Annotated in this window: 24 protein-coding genes; 18 read left to right on the top strand and 6 right to left on the bottom strand. The window is 59.7% G+C overall.

The genetic code is table 11. From position 1 onward, the window contains the following. Nucleotides 1-50 precede the first annotated feature (50 nt). The 7 genes from J4721_RS03715 to selD all read left to right on the top strand — a co-directional run bounded on the left by J4721_RS03715 (nucleotide 51) and on the right by selD (nucleotide 8226). The gene (locus J4721_RS03715) at nucleotides 51-2912 is read left to right on the top strand and encodes a monovalent cation/H+ antiporter subunit A (protein WP_211002125.1); all 2862 of its coding nucleotides are present in this window, start codon (nucleotides 51-53) and stop codon (nucleotides 2910-2912) included. Between the two features lie 2 nt (nucleotides 2913-2914). Continuing rightward, nucleotides 2915-3268, top strand: a complete 354-nt coding sequence (locus J4721_RS03710; protein ID WP_014874352.1) for a Na+/H+ antiporter subunit C — start codon at nucleotides 2915-2917, stop codon at nucleotides 3266-3268. Next, nucleotides 3265-4827, top strand: coding sequence for a monovalent cation/H+ antiporter subunit D (locus J4721_RS03705; RefSeq protein WP_211002124.1), 1563 nt, complete (start codon nucleotides 3265-3267; stop codon nucleotides 4825-4827). The genes J4721_RS03710 and J4721_RS03705 overlap by 4 nt, the downstream gene beginning before the upstream one ends. After that, nucleotides 4824-5321, top strand: a complete 498-nt coding sequence (locus J4721_RS03700; protein WP_014879732.1) for a Na+/H+ antiporter subunit E — start codon at nucleotides 4824-4826, stop codon at nucleotides 5319-5321. Before J4721_RS03705 ends, J4721_RS03700 begins: the two co-directional genes overlap by 4 nt. After that, the gene (locus J4721_RS03695) at nucleotides 5318-5587 is read left to right on the top strand and encodes a K+/H+ antiporter subunit F (RefSeq protein WP_014874349.1); all 270 of its coding nucleotides are present in this window, start codon (nucleotides 5318-5320) and stop codon (nucleotides 5585-5587) included. The genes J4721_RS03700 and J4721_RS03695 overlap by 4 nt, the downstream gene beginning before the upstream one ends. 9 nt (nucleotides 5588-5596) lie before the next feature. Further along, nucleotides 5597-5977 (top strand): Na+/H+ antiporter subunit G, encoded by a 381-nt coding sequence (locus J4721_RS03690; RefSeq protein WP_076614729.1) that lies wholly within the window; start codon nucleotides 5597-5599, stop codon nucleotides 5975-5977. Between the two features lie 89 nt (nucleotides 5978-6066). Continuing rightward, nucleotides 6067-8226 carry a selenide, water dikinase SelD gene (selD, locus tag J4721_RS03685; RefSeq protein ID WP_211002123.1) on the top strand — a complete coding sequence of 720 codons (2160 nt, stop codon included), beginning with the start codon at nucleotides 6067-6069 and terminating at the stop codon, nucleotides 8224-8226. 37 nt (nucleotides 8227-8263) lie between these two features. On the opposite strand, the gene mnmH is transcribed toward selD, so the two are convergent. Continuing rightward, nucleotides 8264-9325, bottom strand: coding sequence for a tRNA 2-selenouridine(34) synthase MnmH (mnmH, locus tag J4721_RS03680; protein WP_014874346.1), 1062 nt, complete (start codon nucleotides 9323-9325; stop codon nucleotides 8264-8266). 166 nt (nucleotides 9326-9491) lie between these two features. Between mnmH and J4721_RS03675 the strand changes: the two genes are divergently transcribed. Continuing rightward, complete coding sequence (locus tag J4721_RS03675; protein WP_102854435.1) at nucleotides 9492-9983, top strand: MarR family winged helix-turn-helix transcriptional regulator; 492 nt, start codon at nucleotides 9492-9494, stop codon at nucleotides 9981-9983. A gap of 101 nt (nucleotides 9984-10084) precedes the next feature. Here the strand turns inward: J4721_RS03675 and J4721_RS03670 are convergent, their stop codons facing one another. Together J4721_RS03670 and J4721_RS03665 are read right to left on the bottom strand one after the other, a co-directional pair. Beyond that, nucleotides 10085-10393, bottom strand: coding sequence for a DUF1992 domain-containing protein (locus tag J4721_RS03670; protein WP_211002122.1), 309 nt, complete (start codon nucleotides 10391-10393; stop codon nucleotides 10085-10087). Nucleotides 10394-10494: 101 nt separating this feature from the next. After that, on the bottom strand, nucleotides 10495-12072 hold the full coding sequence (locus J4721_RS03665; protein ID WP_211002121.1) for a bifunctional UDP-sugar hydrolase/5'-nucleotidase: 1578 nt from the start codon (nucleotides 12070-12072) through the stop codon (nucleotides 10495-10497). 152 nt (nucleotides 12073-12224) lie between these two features. Here J4721_RS03665 and J4721_RS03660 point away from each other — a divergent pair, with 152 nt between their 5' ends. Genes J4721_RS03660 through arsC form a run of 3 tightly spaced genes read left to right on the top strand, consistent with a single transcriptional unit; the run spans nucleotide 12225 to nucleotide 13956 of the window. Then, nucleotides 12225-12563 (top strand): DUF952 domain-containing protein, encoded by a 339-nt coding sequence (locus tag J4721_RS03660; protein ID WP_014874343.1) that lies wholly within the window; start codon nucleotides 12225-12227, stop codon nucleotides 12561-12563. Next, entirely contained in the window at nucleotides 12560-13618 is a 1059-nt protein-coding gene (locus J4721_RS03655; RefSeq protein WP_211002120.1) for a quinone-dependent dihydroorotate dehydrogenase, read from the top strand. Before J4721_RS03660 ends, J4721_RS03655 begins: the two co-directional genes overlap by 4 nt. Next, nucleotides 13615-13956, top strand: coding sequence for an arsenate reductase (glutaredoxin) (gene arsC / locus J4721_RS03650; RefSeq protein WP_102874467.1), 342 nt, complete (start codon nucleotides 13615-13617; stop codon nucleotides 13954-13956). Before J4721_RS03655 ends, arsC begins: the two co-directional genes overlap by 4 nt. Nucleotides 13957-13984: 28 nt before the next feature. On the opposite strand, the gene J4721_RS03645 is transcribed toward arsC, so the two are convergent. Genes J4721_RS03645 through J4721_RS03635 form a run of 3 tightly spaced genes read right to left on the bottom strand, consistent with a single transcriptional unit; the run spans nucleotide 13985 to nucleotide 16308 of the window. Continuing rightward, nucleotides 13985-15316: an MATE family efflux transporter gene (locus J4721_RS03645; protein WP_211002119.1), complete on the bottom strand. Its 1332-nt coding sequence runs from the start codon at nucleotides 15314-15316 to the stop codon at nucleotides 13985-13987. Between the two features lie 6 nt (nucleotides 15317-15322). Continuing rightward, on the bottom strand, nucleotides 15323-15889 hold the full coding sequence (locus J4721_RS03640; protein ID WP_014874339.1) for a PaaI family thioesterase: 567 nt from the start codon (nucleotides 15887-15889) through the stop codon (nucleotides 15323-15325). Then, entirely contained in the window at nucleotides 15886-16308 is a 423-nt protein-coding gene (locus J4721_RS03635) for a PaaI family thioesterase (RefSeq protein ID WP_014874338.1), read from the bottom strand. The genes J4721_RS03640 and J4721_RS03635 overlap by 4 nt, the downstream gene beginning before the upstream one ends. Nucleotides 16309-16424: 116 nt before the next feature. On the opposite strand from J4721_RS03635, the gene J4721_RS03630 reads away from it, so the two are divergent. From J4721_RS03630 to J4721_RS03600, 7 genes are all read left to right on the top strand, one after another. Beyond that, nucleotides 16425-16802 carry a MerR family DNA-binding transcriptional regulator gene (locus tag J4721_RS03630; protein WP_014874337.1) on the top strand — a complete coding sequence of 126 codons (378 nt, stop codon included), beginning with the start codon at nucleotides 16425-16427 and terminating at the stop codon, nucleotides 16800-16802. Between the two features lie 372 nt (nucleotides 16803-17174). Beyond that, entirely contained in the window at nucleotides 17175-17576 is a 402-nt protein-coding gene (locus J4721_RS03625) for a MerR family DNA-binding transcriptional regulator (RefSeq protein ID WP_014874336.1), read from the top strand. A gap of 79 nt (nucleotides 17577-17655) precedes the next feature. After that, nucleotides 17656-19437 (top strand): acyl-CoA dehydrogenase C-terminal domain-containing protein, encoded by a 1782-nt coding sequence (locus J4721_RS03620; RefSeq protein WP_076614702.1) that lies wholly within the window; start codon nucleotides 17656-17658, stop codon nucleotides 19435-19437. Nucleotides 19438-19570: 133 nt separating this feature from the next. Then, a complete protein-coding gene (locus tag J4721_RS03615) occupies nucleotides 19571-19783 on the top strand; it encodes a hypothetical protein (protein WP_014874334.1) in 213 nt (70 codons plus the stop codon). A gap of 66 nt (nucleotides 19784-19849) precedes the next feature. Continuing rightward, nucleotides 19850-21001, top strand: a complete 1152-nt coding sequence (locus J4721_RS03610; protein ID WP_014874333.1) for an acyl-CoA dehydrogenase family protein — start codon at nucleotides 19850-19852, stop codon at nucleotides 20999-21001. A gap of 281 nt (nucleotides 21002-21282) precedes the next feature. Beyond that, nucleotides 21283-21921, top strand: coding sequence for a glutathione S-transferase family protein (locus J4721_RS03605; protein ID WP_102854429.1), 639 nt, complete (start codon nucleotides 21283-21285; stop codon nucleotides 21919-21921). A 10-nt stretch (nucleotides 21922-21931) separates the two neighbouring features. Continuing rightward, nucleotides 21932-23143 (top strand): acetyl-CoA C-acetyltransferase, encoded by a 1212-nt coding sequence (locus J4721_RS03600; RefSeq protein WP_211002118.1) that lies wholly within the window; start codon nucleotides 21932-21934, stop codon nucleotides 23141-23143. Nucleotides 23144-23147 lie beyond the last annotated feature (4 nt).

Here is a 23147-nt window from a genome sequence, read left to right as displayed (position 1 = left end):
ATTGCTTAGGCACCAAACGATCTGGCCCTGTGCATGGAGGAGAACCGCACGTGTCCCTGTTCCTGATTGCAGCCCTGCCCTTTCTGGGCGCGGTATTCCCCGCGCTATTGATCCGTGCCGGGCGCAATGCCTCGGCATCGGCGGCAGGCCTGACAACATTGCTCGCGTTTGTCGGACTGATGCTGCACGCCCCGGCGGTGATGCGCGGCGAGGTTATTCAGGCGCAATTCGACTGGCTGCCCTCCCTGGGGCTGAACGCCAACTTCTTCCTTGATGGGTTGGGGTTCCTCTTTGCGGGGTTGATCCTTGGCATTGGCTTGCTGATCATCCTTTATGCACGGTTCTACCTCTCACGCGAGGATCCGATGGGCAATTTCTACACCTACCTGCTGCTGTTTCAGGGCGCGATGGTGGGGATTGTCACATCGGATAACATCCTGTTGCTGCTGATTTTCTGGGAACTAACCTCGCTGAGCTCGTTCCTTCTCATCGGCTATTGGAAACACTTGCCCGAGGGGCGCCAGGGCGCGCGTATGGCGCTGACGGTCACCGGTGCGGGTGGTCTGGCCATGATCGGGGGCATGCTGATCCTCGGCAATATCGTTGGCTCCTATGACCTGACCGTGATCCTCGGCGCAAAGGAGGTCATTCAAGCCTCGCCGCTCTATCTGCCGGCCCTGATCCTGATCCTGATAGGCGCTTTCACAAAATCGGCCCAGTTCCCGTTTCATTTCTGGCTGCCGCACGCCATGGCCGCACCGACGCCGGTATCGGCCTATCTGCACTCCGCCACGATGGTAAAGGCAGGTCTGTTCCTGATGGCGCGGATGTGGCCTGTGTTGGCCGGTACGCCTGAATGGTTCTATATCGTCGCCACAACCGGGCTAATCACCATGGTACTGGGGGCGATCATTGCCCTATTCAAAGATGATCTGAAGGCGCTGCTGGCGTTTTCCACCGTCAGCCATCTGGGGCTGATCACCATGCTCCTCGGCTTTGGCACAAAGTTTGCGGCGGTGGCTGCGGTGTTCCACATTATCAACCATGCGACGTTCAAGGCGGCGTTGTTTATGACTGCCGGTATTGTCGACCACGAGGCCCACACCCGCGATATCAAGCGTCTTGGCGGCCTGCGGCACCTGATGCCGATCACTTTTGCCATTGCGACGGTTGCAGCCCTGTCGATGGCCGGTATTCCGCCGTTCAACGGCTTCCTGTCCAAGGAAATGATGCTGGAAGAGACTTTTCACACCGCCTGGGCCGGTTCACATTATCTGGTGCCGGGTCTGGCGCTATTGGGCGCCTTGTTCTCCGCCGCCTATTCGTTCCGCTTCATCGCCCATGTCTTCCTCGGGCCAAAACGTGACGACTATCCGGCGACCCCGCATGACCCGGGTGTCGGCATGTGGCTGGCGCCGGCGTTCCTCATTGGTCTTGTGGTCCTGATCGGCCTGTTCTCAGCCAAGATCGTGGGGCCGCTGGTGGCGACTGCTGCCTCCGCCGTGATTGGTGGCGAGAAACTGCCCTATTACTCTCTGAAACTCTGGCACGGGTTTACCCCGGCGCTTTATATGTCGATGGCAGCAGTTGCCGGGGGTGTGGTGCTGTTGATGCTGCACAAACCGCTAATGCGTCTCTGGGATGCTACTCCGCGACCAGAGGCAAAGGTGATTTTTGAGGCGCTGATTGCTGCCCTGACCCGCCTTGCGCGCGGGATCACCGATGGGATGCACAATGGCTCCATGCCGCGCTATGGCGGGATCATGATCACCTTTACCGCAGCGCTGTCGTATTACGCTTACCAGTCGGGCACGCTGGCTGCGCCGACTCGAACCCTGCAGGCTGTGGGGCTGATCCCGATCCTTGGTTGGGCCAGCCTGCTGATCGCCACTGGTTTCTTGGTCGCGATGCACCGAAATCGCCTGCTGGCGCTGGTGCTGATCGGCGTTGTCGGTCTCGTGGTCTCCATGGGTTTCAACTACATGTCAGCCCCGGATCTCGCCCTGACGCAGATTTCGGTTGAAGTGGTCACCATCATTCTGATGCTGCTGGCGCTGAACTTCATGCCCAAGGAAACCCCGGTCGAAAGCTCCGGCGGCGCCCGTCTGCGCGATATCTCCATCGCCAGCATCGCAGGTCTTGGGGTTGGCGGGCTGATCTACGCACTCATGACCCGTGATTTCATCGGTGAGACGATTTCCGGCTTTCACCTTGAGAACTCCTACAAGGGCGGTGGCGGTACCAATGTGGTCAATGTGATCCTGGTGGATTTCCGGGGCTTTGACACCTTTGGCGAGATCATCGTTCTTGGCATTGCAGCACTGGTGATCTTTGCGCTGACCGAGGCGGTGCTGGGCACCCGCGTGCGGGCCTATCTGCTGAATCGGAAGCCTGATCTGCCGCAAGCTGGTGACTCGCATCCGATGATGATGGTGGTGGCGACCCGCGTGATGATGCCGCTGGCGCTGATGGTGGCGGCCTATATCTTCTTCCGGGGGCACAACCTGCCCGGTGGTGGCTTTATCGCCGGGCTGATCGCAGCGATTGCTGTCATCATGCAGTATATGGCGTCGGGTTTTGCCTGGGCAACGGAGCGACAGCGCTATCCCTATCACGGCATCATCGGATCCGGCGTGCTGATCGCCGCCGCGACCGGTATGGGGTCTTGGTTCAGTGGTCAGCCCTTCCTGACCAGCGCCTTTGGCTACATCCATTGGGCACCGCTGGAAGAGTTCGAATGGGCCACTGCGGCGCTGTTTGATCTGGGCGTGTTCCTGGCTGTTGTCGGCGCGGTTCTGCTGGCGCTGGAGAGCCTGTCCCGCTTTGCCTGGCAGCCCGGTACCGACAGCACCCATGCGATGGATATCAACCCGGCCCGCGATGATGTGGCCAAGACCGAGAACGAGGGCTGACTATGGAAATTCTCGTCGCTTCGGCCGTGGGCGTTCTGACCGCGGCCGGCATCTACCTGATCCTGCGCCGTCGCAGCTTTCCCGTCATTCTTGGGCTGTCACTGGTGTCCTATGCGGTGAACGTGTTTTTGTTTGCCACGGGCCGCCTGATGACCAACGCGCCTGCGATCCTCAACAAATACGAAGAGGTGCCCTATACCGATCCGCTGCCGCAGGCGCTGGTGCTCACCGCGATCGTGATCTCCTTTGGCATGACTGCCGTTGTGGTGATGATTGCGCTGGGGGCCTATCTGTCGTCGCAGGACGACCGGATCAACCTCAGCGATGACGATGCCAAAGCAGGAGATGACGCATGAACCACCTCGTGATTGCGCCGATTGTCCTGCCGGCAATTGTTGCGCCCTTTATTATCATGGTGCTGCGCTTCCATCTGGACCTGCAGAGGATCTTCTCCGTTGCCAGCAGCGTGCTGGTGCTGTGCCTGACACTGGCGCTGGCCGCGCAGGCGGCTGATGGCACCGTGCAGGTCTATGAGCTGGGCGACTGGCCTGCGCCTTTTGGCATCGTCCTGGTGCTGGATCGGTTGTCGGCGATGATGATCGTCCTTACCTCCGTACTGGCGCTGGCGGTTGTGCTCTATGCGATTGGCACTGGCTGGGACTCCCGTGGTGCCAATTTCCACGCGCTGTTCCAGTTCCAGATCATGGGCATTCTCGGCGCCTTCATGACTGGCGATGCCTTCAACCTGTTTGTGTTCTTCGAAGTTCTGCTCATTGCCTCCTATGGGTTGATGATCCACGCAGGCGGCGCCAAGCGGTTTCAGGCCGGGGTGCAATATGTGGTCTATAACCTCCTAGGCTCGACCCTGTTCCTGTTTGCGCTCGGCACGATCTACGCCGTCACCGGCACGCTGAACATGGCCGATCTGGCGGTGCGCGTGGCAGAGATGTCGGGCGAGGAAACCGCCCTGCTGCGCGTCGGTGCGGTCATGCTGCTGCTGGTCTTTGCGATCAAGGCTGCGGTGCTGCCGCTGCATTTCTGGTTGCCGGCCTCCTACAGCCATGCCCCGCTGCCTGTTGCCGCCCTGTTTGCCATCATGACAAAGGTGGGCGCCTATTCCATCCTGCGTGTCTACACCCTGATCTTCGGCCCCGACGTCGCAATCACCGAAGGCCTGGTCGGCGACTGGCTGCTGCCTGCGGCGCTGTTGACGCTTGCAGTAGGGGCTATCGGGGTCCTCGGCTCCCGCGAGATCGGACGGCTGGTTGCCTTTGGCGCGATTACATCGATGGGCACGCTGTTGATTTCCATCGCGCTGTTTACCCCAGCCGCCACTGGCGCCGCGCTCTACTACATCGTCCATTCGACGCTGGCGACAGCACTGATGTTCCTGATAGCCGATCAGGTGATGGAGCGTCAGGGCGGCGCGGTTGCCGCGATGCGGTTGATGCCGCAGAGCGGCCTTCTATCGGTAATGTTCTTTGTCGCGGCCATTGCGCTGGCGGGGATGCCGCCGCTCTCCGGCTTCATCGGGAAACTGCTGGTGATGGACGCCGCACGCGATCATGATCTGGTCTGGTGGATCTGGGCAGTGATCCTGGTCGGCTCACTGGTGACAATCATTGGCCTCGCCCGTGCTGGCACGCTGATTTTCTGGAAAAGCCATGGTTTGCCGGACAACGACAGCGACGCAGATACAGAGGCTGACAGTGACGACCTGCTTGACGGCGCGGCAACCGCCGCCCCTGCGGCAACACCGGTTCTGCCGCTCGTGGTATGCTTTGGCCTGATGACGGCGCTTGTACTGCTCACCATCTTTGCCGGGCCGATGACGCGTTATGCTGATGCGACGGCGGTCCAGCTGTTCACGCCAACCGCCTATATCGAAACCGTCCTCGGGGGGGGCTCAAAATGAAGCTGATGCGCCGCATACTGCCGCACCCGATCCTGACGCTGGTGCTGACTGTTACCTGGCTACTGCTGGTCAACGGCTGGTCACTGAACTCCTTGGTCTTTGGCTTCATGCTGGGGGTTTTGATCCCCTTTCTGACCCAGCCCTACTGGCCACAACAGCTGAAGATGAAAGGCCCGATGAAGATCATCGGCTATGTCCTCATCGTGCTTTACGATATTGTGGTTGCCAATCTGGTGGTCGCCAAGATCGTGCTGTTCAAACCCAATTCCCGCCGTCACCCCAATTGGGTGACTGTACCGCTGGAACTGCGCACGCCCGAGGCGATCACGGTATTGGCCGCAACAATCACCATGACGCCGGGCACCGTGTCGGCGGACCTCTCCGCAGAGGGCCATGCGCTGCTGGTGCATTGCCTTGATGCGCCCGATCCGGAGGCCGTGCGGGACGACATCAAGGACCGCTACGAACGTCGCCTGAAGGAGATTTTCGAATGATCGAAACCGCTGCAATTTTTGCGTTCGTCTGCTTTGCGCTATCACTGCTGATGAACCTCTGGAAGGTGGTCTCGGCCGAGGATGTTGCCGACCGGATCCTTGCTCTGGACACCATGTTCATCAACGCCATCGCGCTGATGGTGCTCTATGGGCTGGCGCTTGGGACCGAGATTTTCTTCGAGGCGGCAATGATCATCGCCATGTTGGGATTTGTCTCCACTGTGGCCTACGCGCGGTTCATCCTGCGCGGCAATATTATTGAGTGAGGAGAGACCATGGAATTGTTCTTTGACATCGTCATTGCCGGGTTTCTCGTGATCGGCGGTGTTTTCGGTATCGTCGGCTCTTTTGGCCTGCTGAAGCTCAATGATCGCATGTCGCGGCTGCATGCGCCAACGAAGGCGACGACGCTGGGCGTCGGCGGTGTGCTGTTGGCCTCAATGACCCATGCAGCGGTCTATGAGCACCACCTATCGGTGCATGAATTGATGATCACGCTGTTTTTGTTCCTGACCGCCCCGATCACGGCAAATTTCATTGCCAAGGTGCATATCCACCGGCATGACACCCCGGACAGCCTGCCCGACGCGGGCGATGACAAGATCTGGGCAACCCATAAGAAACCCGAGAACGAGGTGATCGGGCCTGAGGTCTGACCAAACATCCCCCGCCCCTGTCGGCGGGGGTCTTTCATCCGGGATGCAGCTAGTCCGGGTGACCCTGTGCAGCCCGGTGGACGACAATTATGTATGCAGCCCCCCTCCCCCTGACCAAAGACGTGGTGTTAATCGGCGGCGGGCACACACACGCGCTGGTGCTGCGCAAATGGGGGATGCGCCCGCTGGCCGGGGCGCGCTTGACTGTTATCAACCCCGGACCCACCGCGCCTTACTCCGGGATGCTGCCGGGCTTCGTCGCGGGACACTACGATCGCGACGCGCTGGACATTGATCTGGTGAAACTGGCGCGGTTCGCCGGGGCGCGGCTTATTCTCGGGGCTGCCGAACATATCGATACAGACGCCCGGCAGGTGCATGTCGCAGGCCGCCCGCCTATTGCCTATGATATAGCCGCGATCAATCTGGGTATCACCTCCGCGATGCCGGACATGCCCGGGTTTGAGAACCACGCCATCCCAGCCAAACCATTGGGCCGCTTCGCCGCCTCTTGGGCACAGTTCCGCGATGGTGAGGGCCCCGCCCATTTTGCGGTTATCGGCGGTGGCGTGGCCGGGGTCGAATTGATCCTCGCAATGGCCTACGCCCTGCGCGCCCGCAGGCGACTGGCGCAGGCCACGCTGATTGACCGTGGCACCATCCTCAAGGACGCAGGCAACAAAGCCCAGGCCCAGCTGCGCAAGGCCCTGCATGATTTGGGGGTGACTGTGGTTGAGCAAGCCACAATCACCCAAGTAGAAGCCGCCCATGTGGTGCTTGATGATGGGCGGGTCATCCCCTCCGATTTCACCACCGGCGCGGCGGGCGCGCGCCCGTATCCCTGGCTTGCCGATAGCGGCCTGGACCTGCATCATGGTTTTATCCGCGTCGACAGCACCCTACAGGCCAGTCAGATCGGCGTTTTCGCCAGCGGCGACTGTGCCCATTTCAGCAATGATCCACGCCCCAAGGCCGGTGTCTACGCAGTCCGTCAGGCACCCGTGCTCTATCAGAATCTGCGCGCCAGCCTGACCAAGGATCCGCTGCGCCGGTATCACCCGCAAAAGGACTATCTGAAACTGATTTCCATGGGGAACAAGACCGCCGTTGGTGAACGGTTCGGCCAGACCCTGTCCGGGCGCTGGATGTGGCGTTGGAAAGACCACATTGATCAGACCTTCATGACACAATTCCGCGACCTTCCGCAGATGGAAACCCCGGCTTTGCCCCCCGAGCACACGCATGATCTGCCCGAGGCGCTTGGTGAAAAACCGATGTGTGGCGGCTGCGGCGCAAAGGTTGGTGCCCGCGCGCTGAAGACCACGCTAAGCTCTCAGCCAGAGGTGCGGCGCGCGGATATCACGCCCCTGCCCGGTGATGATGCGGCACTTTTGATGACCGGCGGGCAACGACAGGTCCTCAGCACCGATCACCTGCGGGCCTTTACCGCTGATCCGGTTGTGATGGCCCGGATCGCTGCCGTGCATGCGCTGGGTGATATCTGGGCAATGGGCGCCGCGCCGCAAGCTGCCACTGCCAATCTGATCCTACCGAAACTGTCACCGGCGCTTCAGGTCCGGACACTCCGCGAAATCATGACCGCCGCCGGTGAGATCATCCGCGACGCCGGTGCCGATATCGTTGGCGGTCACACCTCTGTCGGGGATGAGCTGACCATCGGCTTCAGTGTCACCGGGCTCTGTGGTGGACAGCCCATCACCCTAGCCGGAGCCCAGCCCGGAGATGCGCTGATCCTGACCAAACCGCTGGGCACTGGTGTAATCATGGCCGCCGAAATGACAGGGGCTGCTGATGGGGCATCCGTCGCGGCCGCCTTGACCTCCATGAGCCAGCCGCAAGGTCAGGCCGCTGAGCTGCTGCGTGGCGCACATGCGATGACCGATGTGACCGGCTTCGGGCTGCTGGGGCATCTACTCGGGATATGTGAGGCATCAAAGCTCGGCGCTGAGCTTCGTCTTGATGCGATCCCCTATCTGCCTGGCGCCGCTGCCCTATCAGCACAGCGGGTACGGTCTTCTTTGTTTGCAGAAAACGCCGCCCAGCTGCCGGAGATTTCCACCGGCGGCGTACAAGATCTGTTGTTTGATCCGCAAACTGCAGGCGGCCTGCTGGCTGCGCTGCCCATGAGTCAGGCGGAAGCCCTGTTGCCGCGGCTGCGCGCCCACACCCCGAATGCTGCCATCATCGGCCAAATGTCAGGCACGGCAGGCGCGATCACACTCGTCTGAGACCGGTGTTGTCGCGTTGAATATCCCGCACCGGAGGCTACCCGGACGACATCCGATCAAGTTCGCCAAGCAGATCTGCGGCCAGCCGGTCCAGATCAGCCTCCCCAAGATCCCCGGCCCGAAGTGTCGCGACAACATCCGCGCCGATGGTCCGGCGCGCGGTCTCATAGGCCGGATCGTAGTGCTGCACCATCAACGCCTCCGTCAGCGCTGGTTTGTCGCCTGCATCAATCAACTGCAACCAGCCATCGACCACCGCGTTGGAGCGGTGCGCCCGCAGCCCATCCAGCCGGATACGCAGCATCTCACCATTGGACAGGATATCGTCGTACCCCGCCAACAGGTAGCGACAGCGCGCTGCAATGGATGCCTCAACCGCAATCCGCGGGGCGCGTTTCATTCCGGACCACAGCCGCGGCGGAATGATCCGCGCACCAATCTTGCTGGATTCCGCCTCCACCAGCACAGGCCGCTCCGGTGTCATCCGCGCCAGCTGACCAGCTATTTCGGACTCGAACGCCTTCTGGCTCGGCTGCGGCGTCGGGTGATCACCCAGCAGCGAGCCACGATGATGCGCCAGCCCTTCCAGATCCAGAACCTGACCGCCAAGAGATTGGACCCGTTTCAAAATTTCGGTTTTGGCGGTGCCGGTATAGCCATCCAGCGCCACAAAACGATGCGGCAGTTCCGTTTTATATAGATAGTCATTCACCAGACGGCGGTAGCTCTGATAACCGCCCTCAACCACATCGGCACGCCAACCGATCTGTTGCAGCAACCAGGTAAAGCTGCCCGAGCGCTGACCACCCCGCCAGCAATAGACCAGTGGCCGCCAGGAACCGGGATGATGGCTTAGCCTTTGCTCAACATGATCCGCGGCATTGCGAAACACCTTGGCCGCCCCCACTTTGCGCGCCAGAAACGGGCTTTCCTGAACGTAGATCGTGCCGACTTCCGCGCGTTCCTCATTGTCCAGAACCGGCAGATTGATGGCACCGGGCCAGTGATCTTCGGCGAATTCGGCGGGACTCCGCACGTCAATGACGCAATCGTAGTCCTGATCGAGGATATCGGATAGCGATGTAAAACGAATGGTCATATCCGATGATCTACAGCGCCACGGACGCAAGGAAAAGTCGCATTCCCTTCGCCCTGTAAACATTTTATTATGGCTCAAAGATTCGTTTGAAATTCTATCTATTGTTTCACCGCACCCGGCCCTGTCGGATGTGCAGGGGATTCTTTTGTCCAACGGGAGGTAGGACATGTCAGAGCCACGGGTAGATACATTGCAGTTCCCCGGCCATCTGATCCGGAGATTGCACCAAATTTCTGTAGCGCTGTTTGCGGACCACATGGCGCGCAATGATATTGACCTGACACCGGTTCAGTTTGCCGCCATCGAAGCCGTGGCCCATGAACCTGGTGTCGATCAGGCGACGATTGCCGCCCGAATAGCCTATGACAGGGCGACGCTTGGAAAGGTGATCGACCGGCTGGAGGCCAAGGCGCTGATCCGGCGCGACATCTCCACGACGGACCGACGTGCGCGGGTGGTGACGCTGACCGACAGCGGGCAATCTCTGCTGCGTCGCGCCCTACCGATTGTTGCGGAATTGCAGGCCGATATACTGACCGGCCTCAGCCCTGCCGAGCAGGTGCAGATGACCACGCTGTTGACGAAGGCAACCCAGGTCGGCGACCGTTTGCGCCGCGCGCCGCACCGTGCCCCGACAGCCCCCCTGAAAGACGACTGACCGAACCCGGTGATCGTCTAAGGTGCCGGGCAGTCTTTACGAATTACAAAGGATCAGACAGCCTTATCGGCCCCCGCCAGCAAGCGTCCGCAGGTGGGACGTTATTTTCCATGGGCCTTACGTGCAAGATCCAGGCGGGCCTCAAGCATCGACATCTCATTCATGATGTCCTGACGCCTTGTACGGTCGCCCGTGTCGACCAGCTGCTGTCGCAGACCGGCCAGCGTCCGGGACAAGCTGACAAATTCCGGCACACCACCACTCTCCTGAACCAAGCGGTTAACCAACGCGTTCTCCGGGTCGTCGACATGTGGCAGCGGCTTGCCTGCTCCTGACAAATTGTCAAAAGCGCCATCGGCCTCCGCCTTCTCGATGCGGGCGTTGATAAGGTCAATCAGTGGGTGGTCCATAACCGTCTTATGCCTCAGCCAGGGCAAAAAACAAAGACCGCGCCAGGTATATGGCGCGGTCCAGTCCATTATTCAAAAAGCAGCGCTACAGCTGCCGCCACTCACTTCTGGCTGATGCGGCCGTCGGTGTAGGGTTTATAGGGCGAGTTTTCGACCAGATATTCCGCCATCACGTCGGCCAGATCCGGGCCGAAGTCATAGGCGTTCTTATCGTCACCCGCGAAGACCTTGTAGCCGTCGCCGCCGTTGCGGACGTAGTTGTTGGTGACAACCACATAGGTCTTGGCCGGATCAATCGGTGCGAAACTGTCACCTTCCCCGACCATGACATCCTGAATGCGACCCTCATTAGGGGCAATTGTGGGATCCCAGGTGAACTTCAGCCCGGCAACCTGCGGGAAGCGACCCTTGATTTCTTCAACCTGGCTTACCCCGTTCTCCAGCGCCGCAATCACTTGCTCACCGGTGATTTCAAAGGTCGAAAGCGTGTTCTGGAACGGCAGCACCGTCAGGACCTCGCCCATCGTGACCTCACCGGGTTCCAGGCTGGCGCGGATACCGCCAGAATTGGCAATCGCAATGCTGACGCCCTGATCCTTCACCCGGTCCAGCATGGCATCGGCCACCAGATTGCCCATCTGGCATTCCTGAACGCGGCAATTGTTGCGGTCACCGTCAACAGCTTCCGCACTCTCTGCAACAACTTTGTTGCGGATCTCATCCAGCGGTTTGGCCAGCTCGGCAATGCGGGCAACGGTGCCTTCGTCTTCGGCAACAGTGCCATCCATGATCAGCGGCTCACCCACCGCTTCAACAACATTCCCGGCATCGTCAAAGGTCACGTTCAGCTCGCCCAGGAACTTGCCATAGGCGTAAGCCTGTACGATGGCCACATCATTGACCATGGTTGGATAGGGGCCTGCAGCCTTTTCTGAAGTATTGGAAAGATAGGTGTTGCTGTGCCCACCTACAATTACATCCACCCCAGTGGTGCCGGCCGCGACCCGCTGGTCCACGGCATATCCCGAATGGCTCAGCACGATAATCTTGTTCACGCCCTCTGCGGTCAGCCTGTCGACCTCGCCCTGAACGGCATCAACCGGATTGGTGAAGGTGATATTCTTGCCCGGGCTGGCCAGGTCAGGTGTATCTTCTGGTGTGAGACCAATGAGGCCAATTTTCTCACCGCCGCGTTCGATCACTGTGGATTTCTTCAGCACGTCTGCCAGCGTAGGCTCGCCGCTGACATCCGCATTGGACATCAAAACAGGAAACTGAACAGAATCCATGAAGCCACGCAGCACCTCGGGGCCATCATCGAACTCGTGGTTGCCGACAGTCATGCCGTCATAGCCCAGCTTGTTCATCATCTCGGCGGCAACTTTGCCCTTATAGTAGGTATAGTAGAGCGATCCCTGAAACTGGTCGCCCCCATCCACAAGAATGCTGTTGTTGCTGCGCGCGCGCGCGTCCGCAAGCGCAGTCACCAGACGTGCAGATCCGCCAAAGCACTTACCCTCAGCATTGTCGCCCTCGCGACAACCGCTGTCATATTTGCTGATCGGCTCAAACCGAGAGTGGAAGTCATTGGTGTGCAAAATGGTCAGCTTGTAGTCAGCTGCCGCCACGCCCGCCGTCAAGCCAAGCGCCGCCACCGACGTCAGAAAACGCATCATCATGGAAACATACTCCCTTATTTTTCTATTGACCGAATGGTGCGGGGAAATGCCGGGACAGTCAAAGGGGAAAAATTCGCCGCCGTGCTGCCTTTGCGTCAAGCGGGGTAATATTCAGCCTTGATTCACCCAGACGCGCAGGGCATCACCGCGCCATGCTGATCTATAAAATCTTCCGCACCGACGAATGGACCACCCTGCAGACAGAGGGCGAGACCCTCGGCGCCCCGATCGATCTCAACGATGGCTACATTCATTTCTCCACCGCCAGCCAATCACAGGAAACCGCGGCCAAGCATTTCGCCGGAGCTGACGGCCTGTGGCTGATCGCAGTCGAGGCTGACCGTCTTGGCTCTGACCTGCGCTGGGAAATCTCGCGCGGCGGGGACGAATTCCCGCATCTCTATCGCAAAATGACCATGGAGGATGTGCTCTGGGCCAAGCCGCTGCCGCTGGTTGATGGCACGCATCAATTCCCGGAGGACATGGCGTGAGCCTGACCGAACGTCTCGCCCTTGCGGCGCTGCACCGCTGTGATCCAGAGGCCGCCCATGGTCTGTCGATCAAAGCCTTGAAGCTGGGGCTGACGCCGACGCCCGGCCCTGTCACCTCTCCCCGGCTTGCCACGCAGATCGCGGGCCTTGATCTGCCCAACCCGGTTGGATTGGCTGCAGGCTTTGACAAAAACGCCGAGGCGCTGCGCCCGCTCAGTCAGGCCGGTTTCGGGTTCATTGAAGTGGGCGCTGCCACCCCCCGGCCCCAGCCCGGCAACCCCAAGCCCCGCCTGTTCCGCCTGACCGAAGATCAGGCCGCAATCAACCGGTTCGGCTTCAATAATGAGGGGATGGCAGTGATCGGCCAGCGCCTCGCAGTCCGTCCGCAGGACGCGGTGATCGGCCTCAACCTTGGCGCAAACAAAGACAGCGGCGACAGGGCGGCAGATTTTGCCAAGGTGCTCGCCCATTGTGGTGAGCATCTGGATTTCGCCACGGTGAATGTCTCCTCTCCCAACACCGAAAAACTGCGTGACCTTCAGGGAAAAGCGGCGCTCTCGGCCCTGCTCAGTGGCGTGACCGACACCCGCGACGGGCTGGATCGGCGGGTGCCTGTGTTCCTGAAAATTGCGCCGGATCTTGATCGCGCCGGTATCGAAGATATCGCCGAGGTCGCTGTCGAAACCGGCATCGACGCGGTGATTGCAACCAACACCACGCTTGAGCGGACAGGGCTCAACAGCGCCCATCGCGGCGAAGCGGGCGGACTGTCTGGTGCGCCACTGTTTGAGAAATCCACCCGTGTTCTGGCGCAGCTGTCCGAGTTGCTGAACGGTCGCGTGCCGCTGGTCGGCGTCGGCGGCATCTCCAACGCAGAGCAGGCCTATGCCAAGATCTGCGCCGGAGCCTCTGCGGTGCAATTCTATACGGCTATGGTCTATGGCGGTTTGTCACTGGTCGGCGATATCGCACGCGGTTTGGACGATCTGCTGGCGCGTGATGGCCATGCTAACGTCGCAGACGCTGTCGCCAGCAAGAGAGGAGACTGGTTATGATCACCTATTGGCACAATCCCCGCTGTTCCAAATCCCGCGCAGGCCTTGCGCTGCTTGAGGCACACGGCGCAGAGGTGCAGACGCGCGCTTATCTGAACGCACCCCCCACGATTGCTGAACTGAAAGAGGTGTTGGCTGCGCTCAATATCTCAGCGGTGGATATGATGCGCACCGGAGAGACGCTCTTCAAGGAGTTGGGCCTGACCAAAGACAGCGCCGAGCCGGATCTTTTGTCAGCAATGTCTGCGCATCCGACCCTGATCGAACGCCCCATTGCCATCGCGGGCGGCAAAGCCGTGATCGGTCGTCCGACAGAGGCCCTCAAGACCTTGCTGTAAAACCTAGCTAAGAGCGCCAGTTGCGCTCTTAGCTGCCAACCTGCGCCTCCAATCGTGGATAGCGCAGACCAAGTGTTACCCCACGTGCCACATTCAGGACCATCAACGACGCCCAGAGCCCATGATTGCCGAGGCTTGGCACCAAAACCACCAGCGCAACCACATAGACCGCCACCGATTGCAGCATCGCGATCCGCATATCACGGGTCCAGGTGGCGCCAATATAAATTCCGTCAAACATATAACTGGCGACACTGATCAACGGCAGCACAGCCGCCCAGATCAGATAGTCCCGCCCCGCCGCGCGCACGGCCTCAGATGTAGACATCACGTCAATCAGCCAACCACCGCCAAGCCAGAAGAGCAGGCCCAGTGCAATTGCGCCGCCGACGCCCCATTGGCTGGCCACAACCGCTGCACGCCGCAGCTGCATCCGCGCCTTGGCCCCTACCGCGCTGCCGACCAGCGCTTCTGCGGAAAAGGCAAACCCATCCAGCGCAAAGGCTGTGATTTCAACAAACTGCAGCAACACCTGATTGGCCGCCAGCGTGACATCACCAAGATCGGCGCCGATGAACAGAAAGGTTGTGAAGGATCCGGTCAGCAGCACCGAGCGGATCATGATATCGCCATTGACCTGCATCATACGCTTGAGCCGAGCAGGATCAAAGACACGCGCCCAGTTGCGCCATTGGCGGCCCGCAAAGGCATCGCGACACAGCCAGAGCCCCAGTGCAAGACCGCTCCATTCCGCGATCAGGGTCGCGGCAGCGACACCTTCGACGCCCCATCCAAGGCCCAGCACAAACCACAGATCCAGAAGGATATTGAGGCCATTCATCCAGATCTGGAGCACGAACACACCGCGCGTCCGCTCCACGGCAATCAACCAGCCCGTCACTGCATAAAGCGCAATGGTTGCGGGCGCGCCCCAGATCCGGATTTCCAGATAAGCCCGCGCCAGCCCTTCGACCTCGGCGCTGGCCGGCGCCAGCGCAAAGGCCCCCCAGAATACGGCGGCCTGTCCAGCGATAAACACGGCTCCAGCAGCGAAGGCCAGCAGGACACCTCGGGTCAGCAAGGCACCGGTTTCAGCCCAATCCCCGGCGCCACGCGCCTGCGCAGCCAGCCCAGTGGTGCCCATGCGCAGAAATCCGAAGATCCAGTAGATCGTGGCCAGTATGACCGCCCCGATCCCAACCGCCCCGATTGGTGCGGCCTGCCCCATCTGACCAACAACGCCGGTATCCACCGCGCCAAGGATCGGCACGGTGGCATTGGACAGCACAATCGGCAGCGCGATTTTCAACACGCGCTTATGGCTGATCGGCTCGCTCCCTGCGGCGCTGGTGCCTGTCATATTCGTCTAAGCCTTGTCGTCCGGCGCAGCATCAGCCACAAATTCCGGCGAGGCCGAGGAGTGCGTTGCCGCCTCCTGAGGCATCAGAAAGTGACCCGTTGCCTGGGCGAAAAGCTTGTCCTTGTGATCCTGCCAAGCCGCCACATGGACCGAGGCATAGCGTCGACCTGACCGCGACACCGTGGCCCGTGCATAGGCATCCCTCGGCAGGCCTGACCGCAGGTAGTCCACCGTGAAATCAATGGTCTTGGGCTGGCGTGGCAGCTTGCCAGAGGCCAATTCCTCGACATCAAGACTGCCGCTTTCGATGCGTTCCCAGAGGTTCGCCCAGGTGAGTGTCATGACCGCCGTCATCTCCAGAAACGCGGCCGTCACGCCACCGTGAATGGCTGGTAGAAATGGGTTGCCGATCAGTTTGTGATCAAAATTCAGCTGGGCCGTCAGCTCATCTCCGCGGCGGTCAAACGTGATGTTGAGAAAGCGCGCATAGGGCACGGAAGCCACAAGGGCTGCCAGAGCTGCATCGCGCCGCTGTTTCACCACTTGGACGGGTTCGGGACGGGGACGGCTCAAAACTTGCTCTCCACTGTAAAGGCGCCAACAGCGGTGGCCACGGGGTTTGCTTCATCCTCATCCATCGCGGTGGCGCGCACAAAGGCAACATTACGGGTCATGTGATGGCAGGTGGCGCGGGTCACGATCCGTTGTCCCGGGGTTGCTGCGCGCATGTAGTCAATGCGCAGATCAATGGTTGCGGTTCCCCCCGGCCCAGACGGATGGCACATCACCGCAGCTCCGCAACAGGTATCCATCAGGGCCGACACAGCCCCACCATGGATCACTCCTGTTTCCGGATCACCAATCAGCTTCTCATCATAGGGCATGACAATCTCGGCGGAGCCCTCCCCCAGTTCCGTCAACTTCATCCCCAGCTCCTGCGCGTGAGGAATGGCCTCAATGAACTGTCGTGCCAATAAAGTCTTGTCGACCATGAGGCCCCCCGTTGTTTTGATTTCCTCTTTATCAGTCATACCTTGGCCGAAGAGCAAGCCCAGCGGTTGAACCCCCTGTCGGTTGCGCTTAGTTTGCGGGTAAGGGAGAATTGGGAATGACCGAACAAAAATTGTCATTCAAGGAGATGTGCAGCGAATTCGACGTGACCCCGCGCACGCTTCGCTACTACGAGTACATCGAATTGTTGCAACCCGACCGCGAAGGTCGGTCCCGCTTTTACGGTGCCCGTGAACGGGCTCGGATGAAACTGATCATGCGCGGACGAAAGTTCGGCTTTCAGTTGGAAGAGATCCGCCAGTGGCTGCTGATCTATGAAAATGAGGGCGATGAGGCGCAAAACCGCGCGTTTGTCGAAATGGCCGACCGCCAGATGAGCGAGCTGCGCAAGCAGCGCGAGCAGCTGGACGAGGCTCTCCAAGAGCTTCACGATCTGCGCGCGACAACGCTGAGCCTGCTATCACAGGACGCCTGACCACTGCCCCTGTGGGGGAACCTATCATCGAATCTCTACTCGAAACGCCCCGCCGGATTGGTGGGGCGTTTGTCGATTTTACCCAAACCATCCCCTGTATTGCGATGGCAGCGCGGCGGCTTCAGTCAAATTAATCGAACATATTAGACACAAAATCCACGCTGATAATGCCCGTAAAATTTCAAAATACCCCTATTTCACTGGGCAACCCATTGCTGCACAATGAAGATAACGCTGCGTCACTTTACCGGATCCTACGTCACCTCCAAAAGTGACGCAGCGTTCAACTTACGTCAACGTCAAGTTGCTGTTGTAAACGCCGTGCAAGCTGCTCACCTTAGTCTCACAACCCAGCAGTTATGAGTTACGACGATGACCGATGAAACCAAGACCATCCGCCAGATGTGCGATGAGTTCGGCGTGACGCCGCGTACATTGCGGTTTTACGAAGCCAAGGAACTGTTGTTCCCGATCCGTGAGGGTCAGAAACGCCTTTTTACCAAACGCGACCAGGCCCGGCTGAAGCTGATCCTGCGCGGCAAGCGCTTTGGCTTCAGCCTCGAGGAAATCCGGCAACTTCTGAACCTCTATCATATGGGCGACCAGCAGCTGACACAGCTGACCCGCACCTATGACATCGCTTGCGAGCGTCTCGCCGATATGGAGCGCCAACGCGATGAGCTGAACGAGGCGATTGACGACTTGAAAGAGCAACTGCGTTGGGGAGATCGCGTGATCGCCTCAATGACCGCCAAACAAGAAGCCGCGGAATAGATCCCGGCCCCCATACTCGCCTGTCCCACCATGGGAGAGGCAACCAGACAGACACCGCAGAACCACAGCGAGGACCGCGATGCCCAGTTATACCGCCCCGATCAAAGACACCCAGTTCATTCTGCACAATGTTCTGAAGATCTCTGAAAAGGCCATCCCCGGCTACGACGAGCTGGACGCCGATTTCACCAACGCCGTTCTGGAAGAGGCCGGCAAGATCTCCAGCGAAGTGCTGCACCCGCTGAACACCGTAGGTGACACTGAGGGATGCCGTCTTGAAAATGGCGTGGTCTATACCCCCACCGGGTTCAAGGCCGCGTTTGAGCAAGTGAAGGAAGGCGGCTGGACCGGGCTGGACATGCCGGAACAGTATGGTGGCCAGAACATGCCCTATATCATGGGCACCGCCGTGGGTGAGATGTTCTCTGCCGCGAACCAGGCCTTCACCATGTATCAGGGCCTGACCCATGGCGCCGCCTCCGCCATCCTCGCCCATGGCACCGACGCGCAGAAAGACACCTACCTGCCGAAGATGGTCTCCTGCGAATGGACCGGCACCATGAACCTGACCGAGCCGCATTGCGGCACCGATCTGGGTCTGATGCGCACCAAGGCCGAGCCACAGGACGACGGCAGTTATAAAATCACCGGTCAGAAGATCTTCATCTCCTCTGGTGATCACGACATGGCCGACAACATCATCCATCTGGTGTTGGCGAAGATCCCCGGCGGCCCCGACGGAATCAAGGGCGTCTCGCTGTTCATCGTCCCGAAGTTCATCGTCAAGGAAGACGGCTCACTCGGCGACCGTAACGGCGTGTCGGTCGGTAAGATCGAAGAGAAAATGGGCATCCACGGCAACTCAACCTGTGTGATGAACTATGACAGCGCCACCGGTTACCTGCTCGGCACCGAGCACAAGGGCATGCGCGCCATGTTCACCATGATGAACGAGGCCCGTCTCGGTGTTGGCATGCAAGGTCTGGCCCAGGCCGAGGCCGCTTATCAGAACGCATTGGAATACGCCAAGGATCGTCTTCAGGGGCGCGATGTCACCGGCGTGAAGAACCCGGATGGCCCGGCAGACCCGCTGATCGTTCACCCGGACATTCGCCGCAACCTGATGGATCAGAAAAGCTTTGCCGAAGGCGCGCGCGCCTTTATCCTCTGGGGGGCAAAGATGATCGACCAGGCGCACCGCGCCGAGGACAAGGACGCCGACGGGCTGATCTCGCTGCTGACACCGGTGATCAAAGGCTTCCTGACGGATCAGGGCTACGACATGACCGTTCAGGCCCAGCAGATCTATGGTGGCCACGGCTATATTGAAGAATGGGGCATGTCGCAATACACCCGCGACGCCCGTATCGCGATGATCTATGAGGGCGCCAACGGCGTTCAGGCTCTGGATCTGGTTGGCCGTAAGCTGGCGCAGGACGGCGGCAAGCATGTCATGGCGTTCTTCGAGATGGTCAAGAATTTCTGCAAGGAAAACGGCGATATTTCAGAATCTTACAGCAAAGAGTTCATTGAACCTCTGAAAGCCGCGTCAAAGGATCTGCAGGCCGCAGGCATGTATTTCATGCAAAACGGCATGACCAACCCGAACAACGCGCTCTCCGGCTCTTATGACTTCATGCACATGTTCGGCCATGTCTGCCTCGGCCTGATGTGGGCCGAGATGGCAAAGGCTGCGCAGGCTGAACTTGACGCCGGGTCTTCTGACGCCGCGTTCTACGAGACAAAAATCGCGACCGGGCGCTATTACATGGCACGCCAACTGCCTGCGACTGCATTGCATCTCAGCCGTATCCAGACCGGTGGCGACACCGTTATGGCGCTGGCCGCAGACCAGTTCTGAGCCGCGACTTACTCAGATCGGAGCCCCATCCTCATAGGGGCTCCGACACCCGCCCCGTCATCTGACACCGGGGCAGATATAGCAGACTGGCGCTCCGGAGGTCTTCCGGGGAGCCGCAATCGGAGGAGAGACCATGCCCAAACGCTTTCGCCTCACACGCCGCCTGCCGGTCGCCATGACCGAAGACGGCTACCGCCGGTTGCGAAAATTCTCTCAGGAGGCTGGCCTCGACGAGGGCGAAGCGCTGTCCTTTCTATTTGAGAACTTCGACAGCGTGACAGACAGCGACAACCTCACCCACAGGCTGCGGCTGTTCAATGCCGAGCTTGAGGACCGCAAACGGTAGGTGAGCACGCGCCACCAGCAGACAACAGATGCCACAAGGCACGATACAGACACCAAGGGGAGCCCCATGAGCGCAGAGCAACACTCCAGCTGGATGACCGACGAACACCAGATGCTGGCCGATATGACAGCGCAGTTCATCACCCGTGAATGGGCGCCGAAATTCGAGACCTGGCGCAAACAAGGCATGATGGATCGCTCCACCTGGAATGAAGCTGGCGCGCTCGGCCTGCTCTGCCCCTCCGTACCAGAAGAATACGGCGGTGTCGGTGGTGATTTCGGCCATGAAGCCGCAATCCTGATCGAAGGCAGCCGCGCCAATCTTGCCAGCTGGGGACACGGAATCCACTCGGGCATCGTCGCGCATTATGTGCTGGCCTATGGCACCGAAGAGCAAAAACAGCGCTGGCTTCCCAAAATGATCACCGGCGAGCTGGTCGGCGCTTTGGCGATGACCGAACCCTCCACCGGTTCGGATGTTCAGCGCATCAAGACAAAGGCTGTCAAAGACGGCAACGCCTATCGGCTGAGCGGTCAGAAAACCTTCATTACCAATGGCCAGCACGCCAATCTGATCCTGGTCGCCGCCAAGACCGATCCCTCGCAAGGCTCCAAGGGTATCTCCCTGGTGGCTGTGGAAACCGATGGCGCCGATGGGTTCAGCCGTGGTCGCAACCTCGATAAAATCGGCCTGCATGCCGCGGACACATCAGAACTGTTCTTCGACAATGTGGAAATCGCACCTGAGAATATTCTGGGCGGTACTGAGGGCCAGGGTTTCTATCAGATGATGCAACAGCTGCCCCAGGAACGGCTGATCATTGCCTGTGGCGCGGTCGGCGCCATGGAAGGTGCCGTTGAACGCACCATCACCTATTGCAAGGAACGTGAAGCCTTCGGCGGCCCGCTCACCCAGTTTCAGAACACCCGCTTCAAACTTGTGGAATGCCAGACCAAAACCAAGGTCGCCCGCGCGTTTCTCGACGAATGTATGGTCGAACATCTCCAGGGTAAGCTGACGGTCGAGAAGGCCGCGATGGCGAAATACTGGATCACGGACACACAGGGCGATGTGCTTGATGAATGCGTCCAGCTGCATGGCGGCTATGGCTTCATGCAGGAATATGCCGTGGCAGAAATGTGGACAGATGCCCGCGTCCAGCGGATCTATGGCGGCACCAATGAAATCATGAAGGAACTGATTGCGAGGTCTTTGTGACACTGCGAACGGCAGGCGATACTGCGAGCGCCGGATGCCTCCGGCGGGAGTATTTGGGGAAAGGTGACAGGATGAGACGCGCCTCCCCCCGAGCTCTCCGCCTAATGGGTCGGCGCGCCGTCACCTTTCACGAGCATCGGCTCTCCAGCCTGTCCCGCACCGCCATCGTCGCGTCACCACTGTTAATGCGGAGTGAACACTTCGTCATCTTTCCACAAATACTCCACGGGGGTGTGGGGGTGTGAAACCCCCACGCGCTCCGGCAACAGGAAGGACATGTCATGAGCATCAAACTCTACTGTTTCGGCGAGAGCGGCCATTCCTATAAGGCAGCGCTGGCGCTTGAACTGGGCGGGATCGCCTGGGAGTCGGTCTTTGTCGATTTTTTCAGCGGCACCACACGCGGCGAACCCTTTCGCAGCGATGTAAATGAGATGGGAGAATGCCCGGTTCTGGTCGACGGAGATCTGACGCTCAGCCAATCTGGCGTCATCCAACAGTATCTGTCAGATACCTATGGCAAACTCGGCGGCAAGACACAGGAAGAGGCGCGCGAGATATTGCGCTGGCAGCTGTGGGACAATCACAAACTGTCCTCCAACGCCGGTCTCTGCCGCTTCCTGATGAATTTCCTGCCTGAAGACAAACGCCCGCAAGAGGTCATTGCCTTCCTGCAAGGTCGACTGAAGGCGGCTTATGCCATTCTGGATCAACACCTTGAGGGCCGCGACTGGATTGTTGGCGATGACGTCACCAACGCCGATCTGACCTGCTGCTCTTATCTCTATTACCCTGAACCCTTCGGCTTCGTGCGAGCTGAATGGCCTAATATCGACGCGTGGCTCTCACGGTTGAGCGCGCAACCGGGCTGGAAAGCCCCCTACGATCTAATGCCCGGCAACCCGTCGGACCGAGCCTGAGGAGACTGATATGACCGAAGCCTATATCTATGACGCTGTGCGCACCCCGCGCGGCAAGGGTCGCAAGGATGGGTCCTTGCATGAAGTGACAGCCGCGCGACTGTCGGCAGTGGCTCTCAACGCTCTGAAAGACCGAAACAATCTGGAAGGCCACGCAGTTGAGGACGTGATCTGGGGCAATGTCACCCAGGTCGGCGAACAGGGCGCCTGCCTGGCGCGGACCGCTGTTCTGGCCTCTGACCTGGATGAATCCATCCCAGGTGTCTCGATCAACCGGTTCTGCGCCTCGGGTCTGGAAGCTGTCAACATGGCTGCCAACCAGGTGCGTGGCCGCGCCGGTCACGCCTATATCGCGGGCGGTGTGGAATCTATGAGCCGCGTTCCCATGGGCATGGACGGTGGTGCCATCGCGGTTGATCCCGCCATCGCCATCGAGAACTATTTTGTCCCGCAGGGCATCTCCGCCGACATCATCGCGACTGAATACGGATTCTCGCGCGACGATGCCGACGCCATGGCAATGGAATCTCAGCGCCGGGCCAAGGCGGCATGGGACGACAACCGGTTTGCGGGCAGCATCGTACCCGTGCGCGACATCAACGGCCTGACCATTCTGGACCACGATGAGTACATGCGCCCCGGCACCGACATGCAATCGCTCGGCAGTCTGAATCCCGCGTTTCAGATGATGGGCGAGCAGATGCCCGGCTTCGACAAGATCGCGATGCTGAAATATCCGCATCTGGAGCGGATCAATCACATTCACCACGCAGGCAACTCTTCCGGTATCGTGGATGGCGCCGCTGCCGTACTGATCGGCGACAAAGAGTTTGGCGAGGCGATGGGTCTGAAGCCGCGGGCACGGATCAAAGCAACCGCCAAAATTGGTACCGACCCCACCATCATGCTGACCGGCCCTGTGCCTGTTACAGAAAAGATCCTGCGCGACAACGGCATGGCAATTGGCGACATCGACCTGTTTGAGGTCAATGAAGCCTTCGCCAGTGTTGTGATGCGGTTCGAGCAGGCCTTTGGAGTGGACCACGACAAGGTGAACGTCAACGGTGGGTCTATTGCGATGGGTCACCCGCTGGGTGCCACCGGCGCCATGATCCTCGGCGCACTGTTGGATGAGCTGGAGCGCAGCGACCGTGAAACCGGTCTGGCAACGCTCTGCATCGGGTCCGGCATGGGCGCGGCCACCATCATTGAACGCGTGTAACCCA

Source organism: Phaeobacter sp. HS011, assembly GCF_018101215.1.
Lineage (GTDB): Bacteria > Pseudomonadota > Alphaproteobacteria > Rhodobacterales > Rhodobacteraceae > Phaeobacter > Phaeobacter inhibens.
The sequence above is the reverse complement of the archived record's forward strand: the minus strand, read 5'-3'. Positions and strand labels throughout refer to the sequence as shown.

Coding starts and splice junctions, on each gene's coding strand:
- J4721_RS03710 (WP_014874352.1), top strand. CDS start 2,915: ATGGAAATTCTCGTCGCTTCGGCCGTGGGCGTTCTGACCGCGGCCGGC.
- J4721_RS03705 (WP_211002124.1), top strand. CDS start 3,265: ATGAACCACCTCGTGATTGCGCCGATTGTCCTGCCGGCAATTGTTGCG.
- J4721_RS03700 (WP_014879732.1), top strand. CDS start 4,824: ATGAAGCTGATGCGCCGCATACTGCCGCACCCGATCCTGACGCTGGTG.
- J4721_RS03695 (WP_014874349.1), top strand. CDS start 5,318: ATGATCGAAACCGCTGCAATTTTTGCGTTCGTCTGCTTTGCGCTATCA.
- J4721_RS03690 (WP_076614729.1), top strand. CDS start 5,597: ATGGAATTGTTCTTTGACATCGTCATTGCCGGGTTTCTCGTGATCGGC.
- selD (WP_211002123.1), top strand. CDS start 6,067: ATGTATGCAGCCCCCCTCCCCCTGACCAAAGACGTGGTGTTAATCGGC.
- mnmH (WP_014874346.1), bottom strand. CDS start 9,325: ATGACCATTCGTTTTACATCGCTATCCGATATCCTCGATCAGGACTAC.
- J4721_RS03675 (WP_102854435.1), top strand. CDS start 9,492: ATGTCAGAGCCACGGGTAGATACATTGCAGTTCCCCGGCCATCTGATC.
- J4721_RS03670 (WP_211002122.1), bottom strand. CDS start 10,393: ATGGACCACCCACTGATTGACCTTATCAACGCCCGCATCGAGAAGGCG.
- J4721_RS03665 (WP_211002121.1), bottom strand. CDS start 12,072: ATGATGATGCGTTTTCTGACGTCGGTGGCGGCGCTTGGCTTGACGGCG.
- J4721_RS03660 (WP_014874343.1), top strand. CDS start 12,225: ATGCTGATCTATAAAATCTTCCGCACCGACGAATGGACCACCCTGCAG.
- arsC (WP_102874467.1), top strand. CDS start 13,615: ATGATCACCTATTGGCACAATCCCCGCTGTTCCAAATCCCGCGCAGGC.
- J4721_RS03645 (WP_211002119.1), bottom strand. CDS start 15,316: ATGACAGGCACCAGCGCCGCAGGGAGCGAGCCGATCAGCCATAAGCGC.
- J4721_RS03635 (WP_014874338.1), bottom strand. CDS start 16,308: ATGGTCGACAAGACTTTATTGGCACGACAGTTCATTGAGGCCATTCCT.
- J4721_RS03630 (WP_014874337.1), top strand. CDS start 16,425: ATGACCGAACAAAAATTGTCATTCAAGGAGATGTGCAGCGAATTCGAC.
- J4721_RS03625 (WP_014874336.1), top strand. CDS start 17,175: ATGACCGATGAAACCAAGACCATCCGCCAGATGTGCGATGAGTTCGGC.
- J4721_RS03620 (WP_076614702.1), top strand. CDS start 17,656: ATGCCCAGTTATACCGCCCCGATCAAAGACACCCAGTTCATTCTGCAC.
- J4721_RS03615 (WP_014874334.1), top strand. CDS start 19,571: ATGCCCAAACGCTTTCGCCTCACACGCCGCCTGCCGGTCGCCATGACC.
- J4721_RS03610 (WP_014874333.1), top strand. CDS start 19,850: ATGAGCGCAGAGCAACACTCCAGCTGGATGACCGACGAACACCAGATG.
- J4721_RS03605 (WP_102854429.1), top strand. CDS start 21,283: ATGAGCATCAAACTCTACTGTTTCGGCGAGAGCGGCCATTCCTATAAG.
- J4721_RS03600 (WP_211002118.1), top strand. CDS start 21,932: ATGACCGAAGCCTATATCTATGACGCTGTGCGCACCCCGCGCGGCAAG.